Origin of the sequence: Limosilactobacillus portuensis, assembly GCF_028607025.1 — a bacterium.
GTDB classification, from domain to species: Bacteria; Bacillota; Bacilli; order Lactobacillales; family Lactobacillaceae; genus Limosilactobacillus; species Limosilactobacillus portuensis.
This window is the reverse complement of sequence record NZ_CP117296.1, coordinates 546,436-558,825: the sequence shown is the minus strand read 5'-3', so window position 1 is coordinate 558,825 and position 12,390 is coordinate 546,436. Positions and strand designations below refer to the sequence as shown.

General features: G+C 40.8%; 12 protein-coding genes. All 12 read right to left on the bottom strand.

All coding sequences use genetic code 11. The features are described from left to right. Positions 1–3: 3 nt before the first annotated feature. Positions 4–156 (bottom strand): hypothetical protein, encoded by a 153-nt coding sequence (locus tag PRK60_RS02740; protein ID WP_180959995.1) that lies wholly within the window; start codon positions 154–156, stop codon positions 4–6. Continuing rightward, positions 146–562, bottom strand: coding sequence for a hypothetical protein (locus PRK60_RS02735; RefSeq protein WP_180959996.1), 417 nt, complete (start codon positions 560–562; stop codon positions 146–148). Before PRK60_RS02735 ends, PRK60_RS02740 begins: the two co-directional genes overlap by 11 nt. A gap of 182 nt (positions 563–744) precedes the next feature. Continuing rightward, on the bottom strand, positions 745–3,114 hold the full coding sequence (locus PRK60_RS02730) for a hypothetical protein (protein WP_273646267.1): 2,370 nt from the start codon (positions 3,112–3,114) through the stop codon (positions 745–747). After that, a complete protein-coding gene (locus PRK60_RS02725; RefSeq protein ID WP_273646266.1) occupies positions 3,047–4,795 on the bottom strand; it encodes a phage tail protein in 1,749 nt (582 codons plus the stop codon). Before PRK60_RS02725 ends, PRK60_RS02730 begins: the two co-directional genes overlap by 68 nt. Before the next feature lie 13 nt (positions 4,796–4,808). Beyond that, complete coding sequence (locus tag PRK60_RS02720; protein ID WP_273646265.1) at positions 4,809–5,666, bottom strand: phage tail domain-containing protein; 858 nt, start codon at positions 5,664–5,666, stop codon at positions 4,809–4,811. Positions 5,667–5,680: 14 nt separating this feature from the next. Next, entirely contained in the window at positions 5,681–9,445 is a 3,765-nt protein-coding gene (locus PRK60_RS02715) for a tape measure protein (protein ID WP_273646264.1), read from the bottom strand. Between the two features lie 228 nt (positions 9,446–9,673). Continuing rightward, a complete protein-coding gene (locus PRK60_RS02710; protein WP_102168987.1) occupies positions 9,674–10,081 on the bottom strand; it encodes a phage tail tube assembly chaperone in 408 nt (135 codons plus the stop codon). A gap of 61 nt (positions 10,082–10,142) precedes the next feature. Beyond that, positions 10,143–10,856 (bottom strand): phage tail protein, encoded by a 714-nt coding sequence (locus PRK60_RS02705; RefSeq protein WP_180959997.1) that lies wholly within the window; start codon positions 10,854–10,856, stop codon positions 10,143–10,145. Next, positions 10,856–11,257 (bottom strand): DUF806 family protein, encoded by a 402-nt coding sequence (locus PRK60_RS02700; protein WP_273646263.1) that lies wholly within the window; start codon positions 11,255–11,257, stop codon positions 10,856–10,858. The genes PRK60_RS02705 and PRK60_RS02700 overlap by 1 nt, the downstream gene beginning before the upstream one ends. Positions 11,258–11,259: 2 nt before the next feature. Continuing rightward, positions 11,260–11,706, bottom strand: coding sequence for an HK97-gp10 family putative phage morphogenesis protein (locus PRK60_RS02695; protein ID WP_273646262.1), 447 nt, complete (start codon positions 11,704–11,706; stop codon positions 11,260–11,262). Next, positions 11,699–12,070 carry a phage head closure protein gene (locus PRK60_RS02690; RefSeq protein WP_273646261.1) on the bottom strand — a complete coding sequence of 124 codons (372 nt, stop codon included), beginning with the start codon at positions 12,068–12,070 and terminating at the stop codon, positions 11,699–11,701. The genes PRK60_RS02695 and PRK60_RS02690 overlap by 8 nt, the downstream gene beginning before the upstream one ends. Next, positions 12,048–12,371 (bottom strand): head-tail connector protein, encoded by a 324-nt coding sequence (locus PRK60_RS02685; RefSeq protein ID WP_273646260.1) that lies wholly within the window; start codon positions 12,369–12,371, stop codon positions 12,048–12,050. Before PRK60_RS02685 ends, PRK60_RS02690 begins: the two co-directional genes overlap by 23 nt. Positions 12,372–12,390 lie beyond the last annotated feature (19 nt).

Sequence of the window (12,390 nt, the reverse complement as noted above, 5' to 3'; positions counted from 1 at the left end):
CGCCTACTTTTTCTTGTTCTGTGAACTCTTGTCGTCGCTTTCCAAATCAGCTAGTTTCTGTTTTAATTCATCGTTTTGTGTTTGCAATGTAGCAATCTCAATTTCAAGGTTAGCATTACGGATTGCTAACTTGGTTAATACATCCTTAGTTTCCATTATCTTTATTAGTCTCCTTCTTTAATTGCAATACCTGAGCTTGTAATGATGCGATGCTCTTCATCATCGAAGCTTGAATCGTCTGTTGCGGCGTGGGTGTTGCCTTCGTTTCAGTCTCAGCACCAATCACATTAACCTTAGATGGGTCACCGCCATTTTCCTTAGTCAATTCCTTTTGAACTTGAATTGCCTGTGCCATCATCTGCTGTTGAGCTGACTTAAGTAAGCTACTATCGACATCTGGAAAAATCGGTGTGCCATCATCGTTATAGCCAACTGGGTTATCAGTCCCCATTGTCATCACGTTAGGCGTTGAACCATCACCGTTAAGGACTACCCGCATCTGAGCAATCACTCGTTCATCAGAGTTCTTGACTTCATCGGTTAACACTACTGTCTTTTGCATTATGATCCTCCGTAATTGTTATAAGGGCCAATTCCTGTATTTCTATCAGGAGTGTAGTAACGTCCATTGGCATCAAACAATGTTACCCGTCCAGATTTGGGAAAGGCAATTCCTCCCCAATTTGAACCTTCTTGAACAAGGGCTGGGTATTTTTCTCCATTATCCCAGTTAGACCAGCTAACTCATGTTGTTCGGATGCCGTGATCGGCACCGGGTGGCAAAATATGCATTGGTGTTCTAACGTGTAGTCCCATCTCCCAACCATTAATCTCTTTAGTAACGTAAGCAATATCAACGCCCCTATCGGTACCATTAGCTTCACTAGTTATTTCATGTCCTAAAGCAAAAAATCCACCGGGCGATTTTGGCCCTAAGTCACTAGAATAGTTAACTGGTATATACATTGTCATTCCGCTGGGAATAGTTACCATATCAGTATCTCCATCAGATGCATGAAGTATATCAGGTTGTAAATTAACAAACTGATAATCATCAAATTTATTATTGTGTGGTGACGTATCACCATACTCAATCCGGTTAGTGAATGAAATACCACTCGAACTTAAGTTAAGCCTAAATGTACTTTTATCATTAGAAGTCCCTCCCGATGAAGCATAATTGATCGGTTCACTAGCCGATATAAGATCAATCCCAGAATTACCCATCTCAATCTGGTTGCCATACTCATCAGCAATCGGAACGGTTAAATGCCCCGTTGTCAATTTATCCAAACTTAGGTTAGCAATTGCCGCATCAGGAATAAAAGCTTTCCCAGAGAAGACAACCGAATCGGCATCTAAGAAAAGCTTCTTCGATTGAATCAACGTCTGTCCGGCTTCTAGGTTAATCTGACTGATTAGGTCACCCTTTTGCACACGAGCGTTAATATCGTCACCAAGCTGTGTGATAGCACTCTTATAGTCATCCTGATTAACCTTTGTACTGATTAAGTTGGTAAGCTGAGTGATTTGACTCACATCAGCCTTGTTCTTCACGGTGGCTTGAACCCCGTTCAGATCAGCCGTGATATTTTGAATATTACCATTGATTGACGTAATCGACTCATTAATCTTGTCGTTAGCCTGCTTAATCGAAGACTCAACAAAATCCTTACCGACCGCACCAGCGACTTTAGTCGACAGTCCGTCAACACTGGTGTTGATTTCCGTGAGTTGTTTCTGGTTGTTGGTGATCGTTTCTTTCATACCAGTGGCTTCTTGCTTGATGGTGTTGATATCGTTTTGTTGATTACCAATGGTGGCCTGAATGCCCTTAGCGGTCTGCTCAACGGTGCTGATCCGATTATCTTGATCTTTGATCGAAGTATTAATCTTGTTAGCCGTTGCATTAAACGAAGCAATATCTGACTTGGCGTTTTGCAGGTCGATTGAGGCGTTACTTGCCGTGACTTGCAATTGAGTGATATCGCTCTTGTTGTTTGATGCCATGACTGCCGTAGCACTCGCATTGATCTTTAACTCGGCCACATCACCCTTGGTGTTAGCAACGTCCGCTGTGATTTCTGCAGTGGACTTTTTTAGATCAGCAATGTCTTTGCCTTGATCCTGTGCGGTCTTAGCATACTGAGTCATTTCTGATCGAGCATTATCTAACTCTTTGCTAGTGCTATCCAAGTTCTTGAGCTGATCGGTCACGCTCGACTTCATCGCATTAGCGATATTAGTAGCGTTCTGAGCATCACTCTTAGCTGCGCTTGCGGCTGAATTGATGTTGATAATAGCTTCTGAATTAACCCTAGAATTAGCAATTGCTTGATTAGCGGTATCAACTGCAGTCTGAGCAACTTCTTTAGCCCCATCAATAAGTGGCTTTTGAGCTTCTATCTCTTTTGAGACTGAATCATTAACTGTAGATTCAATGTCGCTTCGTTGAGTTAGCTTCAATAATCGCCAAAGACGATCTGCATCGTTTTGCCGGAAGATAATTCCTTTAGGCGTAATTACTGAATAAAAGTTCTTACCATTAGTAGAATACCCAAACGCTTGACCACCACCAAGACCAGACGTATCTTTGTTAACTCCAACATAGGCGCCTTCAGTCAAGGTATCATCAACATTTGTGTAATCACGGGCAAGTGCAACATTTCGACTAGTCAACATTTCAGGGTCATCAAAGCAATCATCTTTAATTAATGAACGATTAATTACATGAATTTGCGCTGAACTAAATTGACTTAGCTCTTCTTTCGTATAATCGCTTGAATTCAAAATCGTTGCGGCTCGATATCCCATCTGCAAGGCTAAACTAAAATTGCCAATAATCTTTGTTGGCTCAACTTTAGTGGTTACATCAACTACTAAATAACAGCCATTTGGAAAGCCTTGGTCACTTAAATTTTTAGCAGTATAAGCATTATCAGGATCGTACTCGACAATGGAGTTTATTACTAAATTCTTATCTTGTACGGCTTTAATTAAGCTTTTAGTGTCAACCTTGCTGGGATAAATCAATACACTACCAATATTATCCAGTTGGTTGAGTTGACTTTCCTTTGTCAAGATCACTGTCTGCGTTTTGGATGTTTTCGCCAAATGTTCTCACCTCCTGCTTAGTCCAAGTCATCTTTTGCCAATTATTAACAATCGTGCTTGTTTTTTCCGTTGAGTTATGGAATGAAGCATCGTAGTCCAAAATAGTCTTAGGATTACTGTTTAGATTAATCGTAGTAGCGGTGCTATTACTATATGGATACCAAGTAAAACCTGTCACATTTACAAATGTCACATAATTAATTGGCTTAATCTCTAATCGTATTTTCTCGCCAATGATTGGCTTTTCATTAGTAATTTTAGTAACAGTAATGGAGATTGAAGGATTAGGCACCATCTGCTTCAGAGCATAATCTTTCATTTGTCCTGCATCAGTTATTGTGTCATTAGTAACATCTTCGCCTTCAAAAATTCCCCAACGCTTGATAGATTCCTTATCTCTAACTATGAATGGTTGGAAGTAATATTGAGCGCTGGTATCGTTATAAGTCTCAGTCGTAGCTGTACCACTATCATCTGATGACTTAGCAACGACCGCTGCCATTTGATCATTACGGGCAAACCAAGACGGACGATAATAATTTACCGGTTCAGTTTTACATTTCTCGCCAGGTTGTGGCTCATAAATCATTGTATTATGGTCCAACATTAAACAAATATGGTGAGTACCACCATGAGGGCCATAAAAGCCAACATCCCCAGTCGTCACTTGGTTGTATGGTATCTCGTGAAAACTTGACTCCATTGCGACTGTGTAAGCAGGTATGTTAATGCCAAAATCCTTATATACTTGTGACACGAAACTAGAACAATCCATACCACTATAAGGATTACCGCCACGTGCTCCGCCAGCACCTCCCCAGACATATGGAACACCAATATACTTTCGTGCATCAGCAGCAACAGCTCCTGAACCAGCACCCAAGGCACCGTTGGGAAGCCCTGTGTCCGCTGTTCCAGTACCACTTGAAGAATAAGTCGCACCTACTGCTCTAACTTGATTCACGATTACTGTTGTATCAGTATCTAATTGCACTTGTGATGTGTCATGTAAATAATCAATCCGGTGCCCGTATGATTTATAGAACTCATCATGAGTATAGACATCAACACAATAACCATGCGGATAAATAACTGCATCAGTCCAGGTCTCGGTAATCTTACTAATCCCCGATTTTACGTCTGTTGCCTCAAACACAACTGGTTGAGCATTGAAATTACCATGTACTGCCCATTTCATACCACAGCCGTTTTGACCATTGGCATTACCAATATAGTAATGAAGAATTTTGTCGGGAGTAACCGTAGTGGCCGTACCGTCCAATGCAATTTGATCTGATTGGTTATTTTGGTCCGAATCAGTAGGAACCGTACTTTGTTGTGCATCGGGGTCATAAACATCAGTTGCGATACGGTGACGAGATAGTTCTGTATATACCTGTGAAGCAGATATTTGTAGTGCAGTTCCACCATTAGCCTTAGTATCAGAAGTTTGCTTAATTACAAAAAACTCACCATGATCTAAAATCACGTTCTGACCAGTCAACATGGAAAAGGCTTCTGAGCCATCATCATAAGCAGTGAATGACAATGTATAATCGCCATTTACTGCTACGGTCCAATATAAAGAATCAGGTAAAAATGATTTTAAAGCAGCGTGATGATTAAAGTTGCTATGGTCATACACAATTACTTTCCCGTTCGATGAATAATCATTTTTCATATTAATCACCGCCCTAAATCAAGTAGATAAATGGGAAACTAAACGTAATATTAGCTGATGAACAGCCCGACACAGTGAATGAGTTATTACCTGGAGCAAGTGTAATCGTCCCATAGTCACTGTTCTCATTCATATTGTCGTCAGTAGAAGCCCCATCATTCTTATATACGTTCAAGCCATCGTAGGTTAACTGTCCGCTATAAGATTTCTTATAGTTAAATCCCGTGTTATTGGTATTGTTTTTCAGATTAAAGCCCCCACCATTGAATGAAAATTTAATCTTCATGTCGTGATGTTCAAAGTAAGGGTCAATTGCAATATCTGACGGGTTGTAGACGTTGAAATTCAAAGAATCATATTGATAGTTACCAATATTTTCATTTGGAAAACCTAACGCAAATGCCACATCTGACCCATCAAAGTCATGCACTTTATCACTCCGATTAACTGAGAACCAATAGCCGGATGGATTATCAAACGGAATCGTAAAGTTTGCTGTATTGGTTCCTGATTCAAACGGTGCTATATCAAATGCCAACGGGTATGCAAAGTAGCACTTAGCCATATTATCCGAATGCCTAATCCGGATTAATTGGCGACTGGCAAACAGTCGATAAATCTCGTGTTTAGTTGCTACCAAATCTTCATAATCCATGAAGTCAAGGGAAAACTGTTCATTGATTGTGCGCTTATCGAAGGTCTGATTGAGAAACTGGGAACCATCTAATCCAGAAATTTGTTGATAATTATTAGTTATCTGTGGCGAAGATGATGAATCGCTCTGACCTAAGTAAGTAAGACCAGAGATTTTGTCTGTTAAACAGATTTCATCTTCATTGCCAACCTTCAGGTAGATTTTAGGGTCGCTCAATTTGTCTTACCTCCTTAGTATTGTTGTAGTTTCATACTCAATGCCTGAGCTTGTTGAATATATTGTTGATGTGGATCAAATTTACCCTGAGCCTTTGTAACAGCAATCTGTGTCTGTTGCAGAGAAATCAGGGTTTTAATACCATTATTCAATTCATCAATAAGCCGCTGAACGTTAACGAAATCTTGTTTGTCGTATAGTCCACCACTTGAATGTGTCTCAGAGCCGTTGTTATCTTCATACTTGAATTGGGCCATTACTTCAGAGAGCAATTGGTAAGCACGAGAACGCTTAGAAGCAGACAATGGAATAATCATCTCTGGTTTATTGCCTTCACCAACTTCATACATTCCGTGGGTACTGATTAGGCCACCGTTAGCCCAGCCACGTCCGGGAATACCAAAGGATCCCCAGCCACCTTCACCACCATGTTGCAGTGCATTGAAAGCAGCAAGGATTTGATCAAATCCATTCATAATATTCCCGTGGCCATGCCAAATCCACGAACGGAATGTTCCAGGCTTAAATTGGAGTAGTCCAGTGGCGTGCCCATCTGACAATCCATCGGTACCACCAATGGCTCTGGGATCACCTTTGGACTCAGTATTAATTTGGGTGAGCATTTTGCGCATCATAGTAGGTGTTAGATTGATACCTTCCATTTTAGCTGCTCGCTCAATGTAAGGACGCCACCGAGCAACTCCAGAACCACCAGGATTAGCTAATTCTTGGAATTGTTTCTTGATCCACTCTGCCATCTTAGTAGCAATGTATGGTGGAACACCTTCAATCAATGACTTAGCAAATTTGATATTGCTGTTAATATGACCAGTAATCATATCGTCAAAAACTGACTTAACAAAGTCGATAAGGTGTTTCAAAATATCAGGAACGTGTTCAAGTAAAGCGTCACTATCCTTAAGAATTGACTTAAAGAATGCAGTGAATCCGCCACCAAGCCCATTTGCAAAACGAGGAATCCCCATTATGTTCATTAACTTATGACTATCTTCTCCATTGAGAATTGACATTCCTTTAGGAAGATAAGTAATGAAGTTCCGTTTGTTAGGAAACGCGCCAACATGACCCTTGTAACTATATAGTTCACGCCAATGGCTACCTTGACCATCGTTCACCATGCCAATAGTTGACTTCTTTAAGCCGTCTGGGTTACCAGCAGTACCGGTAGCAAATGTTGGAATAGCAGCCGACCAACTACCGCCTAACTTGCTAGCACCGACCTTATCAAGAATCCAGTTAATCCCGCCTTGAATATCATCAATCAAGATCTTAAATGGTTTCAAAACAAGGTTAGCTAAATCAGCCATCGCTTGAGCAGCATGTTTAGCAGCTGACTTAATGGCATCTCCAATTGAAGACATATGGCTTTGCCAAGAACTAACAACTCTTCCAAGTCCACCGTCTGTTTTATCGTTAATATCGTCATACATTGACTTAAAGATAGAACGATTGGTCCTTGATGCATCAGAAGCTAAGCGTCCAGTATCACGACCTAAATCAGACCAGTGGCCACTAACAACATCGTGCCAAACGCGTGTACGGTCTTGAATTAACCGATACATATTGCCAAATGTACGCGGGTGATTACGAGCCATGTTGTTAAGCTGCTTAGAAGTCCAGCTATTCATCGACTGGTAAGCACTATTAACTCGTTTAGCACCGCTTTGAGCACTTCTTACAAAGTTGTTCCAACCCTTGGTGGCTGACTTCCGAACACTATCCCAATAACGATCCTCTCGTTTTTGAGCTTGTTGCTGTTCTCTTTGTCGTTGTCGCCAATAGTTAGACCAGCCCTTTGATAACTTCTTATGTAAGTTATCAGCACTCTTTAATATACCTCGACCAGCATTGACAAAGCTTTTACCCATATTTTTGAGTTGCTTGCCAATACCATTAACAAACGCTCTAAATTTAGCGTTGTGTTTGTACAGTGCAACGAATGCGGCACCCAGTGCAGCAATCACAGTAATCGCAATGCCAATCGGTCCCGTCATAAATCGAAGGGCTACACCAAATGCTCGCGCAGCTAATGAAGAGCCGTTCACAATTTTAGTAAATTGCTGAAACATAATGACCGTTGAAGTAAAGGTACGCAAGGCCTTAATTGAAATAACTAATCCACCAAAAGCAACAGCAAGAGCTTTAACAGCTGTCTGGTGACGAGCCATAACCGCCAACGCCTTAGCAGCGTTAACTGCTAATGTAGCCATTCCAGTTGCTAACTGTTGTAGTCCTCGTTGAGTATCCTTATTTTCCAGTGCAGCGCTTAACTGGTTTAATCCAGTCGCCTCAACCTTAACTAGTGGTTTTGCCAATGCAGCTTGAGTGGTGGCCCACTCCATTTGCAATTTATGCATTGAACCATTAGCAGATGCACTAAAACTTTTAGAATTCTTATCATAGTTCTTAGAGGCTTCGACTAAATACTGATTAAACTGCTGGGTTGTCATTTTCCCAGAAGCAACTAGTTTTTGGAAAGCGTCCTGAGACATACCGCTAGCCTTAGATAAGGCGGTCATTAAACCAGGTGCCTGTTTTTCCAAACGCCCTAAAGAGCTAGAAGTTACTTTAGAAGAACCTTCAATTCGGCTTAAGCCACTAGCAAAACCATTGACTTGTTTATCTGATAGTTTTAACTGATCAGACAAACTACCAACACCTTGAGTTAACTGCTTAGTCATACTTACAGAATGAGTCATCCCATAAAAACGTGATTGTAGTTGGTTAACTGCCTGTGCTGATAAGTTAGTGTTCGTCTTTAACTGCCCTACCTGAGTTTGCAACTCTTTAATTCCAGAAGCTGACAAACCAACATTCTTCCAACGTGCTTCCATTGCCATTCCAGCCTGTGCAGCTTGCATCCCCGTTGTCGTTATCTGGTGCAACTGATTCTGCATTGCTGGCAAGATATTAGCGGTTAAAGTACCTAAAAAGGCACCGGAGAAAACGCTTTTAAACCTTTGTCCGGTTTTTGCAGCCCTTTCTTCAGCACCATTTACATCAAGAATTTTAGTTTTAAAAGTATCCCATGCAGTAGTACGTGGCGGATTAAGTGACTTGGAAAGCTGTTCTGCTTCGGTCTTAGTCTTCGCAATTGCAGCACTAATTTTGTTATAGTCGGTAATTCGTCGTTGATAAGCGGTTGAGTTTTTACCTTCGTCACGAGCGACAGAATCAGCAAGCTCTTTAGCCGCTTTTTGCTGTTTAGTTAAATTCTCAAGGGAAATTTTTAAACCAGACAGTTTAGCTTTCTGTGCTTCGGCAGTTTGTCCTTCAGCACGTAGCTGTTCAACATTAGAATCAATTGCTCGACTACTGTTGTAATACTCATTCTTTAACTCTTTTAGCCCAGAACTAGCATATTCAAAGGAACGCTTAGCCCGTTCTTGTTGATTAGACAAGCTGTTCAACTTATTTGAAGCACTAGCTAACTGTCGATCCAGCTTATTTAGATCATCGGTTTGCTCCTTAGTAACAGTTGCGCTTTCACGGATCGTCTGTTGCATGTCTTGGCGTTCACGCTTAAGCTGTTCAACCTTTTGTTTCTGAACTTCAAGGGTTTCTGATAATCCTTGATAGCGAGCTTTAGCAGCACCGATAGCGTCACCACTAGCTTTAGCCATTGCTTCCTCAGCTTTCCAGCTAGAGGTTAAGTCTTTGAACTTATTAGTTAAATTAGCGACCTCTTCTCCGGCCTGTTGCGTATCGACCTGAATTTTAGTCGACATCGTACTTTGAATGTCATTACTATTAGCCATCTTTTACCTCCTTCCCTCACATATTGCGAAGCCGTGCATGGGCTTCTGTTGGACTAAGTGGTCGTTCTTCACGACTCTTAGCTTTTTGAACTTTCAGTAGCTCAAAGAAATCTTCATCATCCAATCTTGAAGGTAAAACTCCAGACTGATAGAACAATTCCCTTTTCAGATAGTTCATATCCTCAATTTCATTTTTGACACTATCAATTGACTTGAAGATGTCGCCCACTATTTTTTTGGGTCTTGGTTTTGACGCTTACGTTCCTTTTCAGTTTCAGTCTTAATTTGACCGTCACTCATCCCTTTAATCCGTTGAATAACGTATGAAAGATAGTTAGCAAACTCATTGATACCGGGAATACTTTCTTCAACATGTTCTAGTTGCTTATCGTTAAGCTTGAAGATTTCTTGTAAAAACTGTAAGCCGTCACTGATAACCGATTGTTCTTGTTCAATTGTCTTAAGAATAAAATCGGCATACTTAGGATTATCTGGTTGGAGTGTTGCATCCCGTGTTTGATTAGCTGAAAGCTTTAAGACCTTAATCAGCATCTCATTAGCCTTGGTGTAGTTCTTAACGCTTGGCTTAACATTGAATGGCTTGTTAAAGCCAATCTGTTTAGCATTAATTTTCATTCTGAATCCTCCTAAAACCCGCCCACAAGGTACTGTTTATTTCAATGGCGAGTTTTTAATTTTACGCTTGAGTTGGATGTTGTGGGTCTTGGTTGGTTGGGGTAAAGGTTGAACTAGTTACCTTGCCATGATTTGCGAAGGTACCATCATCCTTGTAACCACCGAAGACTTCCGCAAGCATAGCTGCTTCATCAAAACCTTTATCAGCAGAAGCAAATTGCTTGTAAGGCTGCTGTTGACCAGTTGTTGGATCGATGAAGACGTTATCCAAAATAGGTGCTAATCCTGAGTAAGTGTAGGTTGAGTTGTAGTCAGCTTCGTTGTTGGTGTTAGTAGCGTGGTTGTGTCCCGCTTCAATTAATTCACCATTGGCGAAAGCATCATACATGGCATTACCCCAGTAATCACTCGAGCAAATCAGCATAGCAACATTAGGCTTGTTGCCACCCTTAAGGACGTAACCACCCTTGCCATCGCCTACATAACCCTTCATCTTTTGTCCGTATTCAAATGGCATATCTAACATGGTTAGGGCTACCTGAGGAGCTTGTGCCCCGTGAGTTGTCCGCTTAGCCTTATTGTTGGCATATTGCTTCTGACCGGCAGATTCTAGGCCAGTGATGTTAGCGGTAGTGGCACCTTGACCATCACCATCAACTAAGACAACACCGGTTGAAGATAATCCCTTATCAGCGTCAGCAACAATCTTACCTGTATTAGGATCGATAATTCCGAATGCGACCCAGTTAATACCAGAGAAACTTGTTCCTTGCATTATTTATCCCTCTTTCCGTCATTAGTTAAGATTTTGAAATTCTTATTGCAATAAAAGGTCTTAGTAAGCTGTCCGGTATCGGGATCATATACATGTTCCCGTGAAATACTTACCTGCCAATCATCACTAATAAAAAGACGTTGAAGATTAATCTCAGCGTCTTGGATATTGAAATCAATATTTTCTTTGTAAAAAATTTGAACCTCTACTCCGGCGTTAATCCCCTTAAAGGTAGCATTAGCGTAGAAGATAGGTTCATTATCTGATTCAGTAATTAAAACAACGGTCTTAGTCTTATCGTCGACAAATTCTTGTTCAAGATTCATCGTAGCTAGATGATCAATCCAAGTGAAGCCAGCTGACATTACTAATTTTCTTGCTTGAATAACCGGCAACTCCACGATTAATCATCCCCTCTCACATGAGCTTGATAAGCCTCAGCGTTTGCTTTAAATACCTGTTGTGCGTAATCTTTTCGGGTGTGTTCGACAAAGTGATCGCCGCGCATTTTCTTAGTCCCATCATTAATGAACCGCGCAATTCGCGCATGATTGACTCCAGAAGATTTAATCCCTTGGAAACCCACTATTGAACTACCATCCACTTCACCGTTCAGATTAGTATTAGAATACTCAACTGAATCAGCAAGGTGTTTGATGTTTTTTCCTCGGTATCGCTTAGCAATGTAATACTTACTATCATAGTGCTTTTCCCGGGTTGCTTGCTCCAGCTTAGATTTTAAGACCTTAGCGCCAGCATTGGTCATCTTAGCTTGAGTTTTAACATCAGGATTAAGTTTCTGCACATGATGCAAAAAGTCCATTATCTGTTGATCAAAATTATCAGCCATTCAAACCACTCTCCCCATCAATCCTTTGTAAGGTCAGAAAATCGTAAGTCTGATAGTTAGCTGAATCATCAGAGCTGATATTAATGATTCGGTACTTCTCACCATCATACTTAACCTCTAGTTGGTCATTGATTCGGTGAGTATGCCTAACCACTAACGTAATCGCATTCTGATAATTAGTACCGAGCGCCCGATACTGCATGTCAAGAGTCCGCTTCTGTGGATATACATGTAAGCTGAACTGCTTAACGAAGTGCGGTTCATTAACGCCTGAATTTTTATTCAGAATTGACTTCGTAACGCCAAACTCAGCGCGCTTGTTAAAAAGATATGGTAAATAGCTAACCGTTCTTGGCATTGCCATGATTATCACCGCCCGAATTATTAAAATATCTAGCTTGAAGTTGAACAATCATCATCTGAACTCCCAAGCTGAGATTATTTTCTAACGTCCGATCGTAAAATAGCTGGGTCGTTAATGCTTCAACTGCTGCAACAAACAAACGGTCATCAAGATAATCTTTTAAGTCAACCTGATTATTGACAGCATTCATGATTACCGACTCTGCCTGACTAACTAAGGAAGTAATTGTTTGCTTGGTTTCATCAATCTCATCAAGATTAAGATTGCTCATGCATTCAAGGCAAAGCTCATCATTAGTCATGATTGTTCACCTTCTTACG

Coding starts and splice junctions, on each gene's coding strand:
- PRK60_RS02710 (WP_102168987.1), bottom strand. CDS start 10,081: ATGAAAATTAATGCTAAACAGATTGGCTTTAACAAGCCATTCAATGTT.
- PRK60_RS02695 (WP_273646262.1), bottom strand. CDS start 11,706: ATGGCTGATAATTTTGATCAACAGATAATGGACTTTTTGCATCATGTG.
- PRK60_RS02735 (WP_180959996.1), bottom strand. CDS start 562: ATGCAAAAGACAGTAGTGTTAACCGATGAAGTCAAGAACTCTGATGAA.
- PRK60_RS02705 (WP_180959997.1), bottom strand. CDS start 10,856: ATGCAAGGAACAAGTTTCTCTGGTATTAACTGGGTCGCATTCGGAATT.
- PRK60_RS02725 (WP_273646266.1), bottom strand. CDS start 4,795: ATGAAAAATGATTATTCATCGAACGGGAAAGTAATTGTGTATGACCAT.
- PRK60_RS02690 (WP_273646261.1), bottom strand. CDS start 12,070: ATGGCAATGCCAAGAACGGTTAGCTATTTACCATATCTTTTTAACAAG.
- PRK60_RS02685 (WP_273646260.1), bottom strand. CDS start 12,371: ATGACTAATGATGAGCTTTGCCTTGAATGCATGAGCAATCTTAATCTT.
- PRK60_RS02715 (WP_273646264.1), bottom strand. CDS start 9,445: ATGGCTAATAGTAATGACATTCAAAGTACGATGTCGACTAAAATTCAG.
- PRK60_RS02740 (WP_180959995.1), bottom strand. CDS start 156: ATGGAAACTAAGGATGTATTAACCAAGTTAGCAATCCGTAATGCTAAC.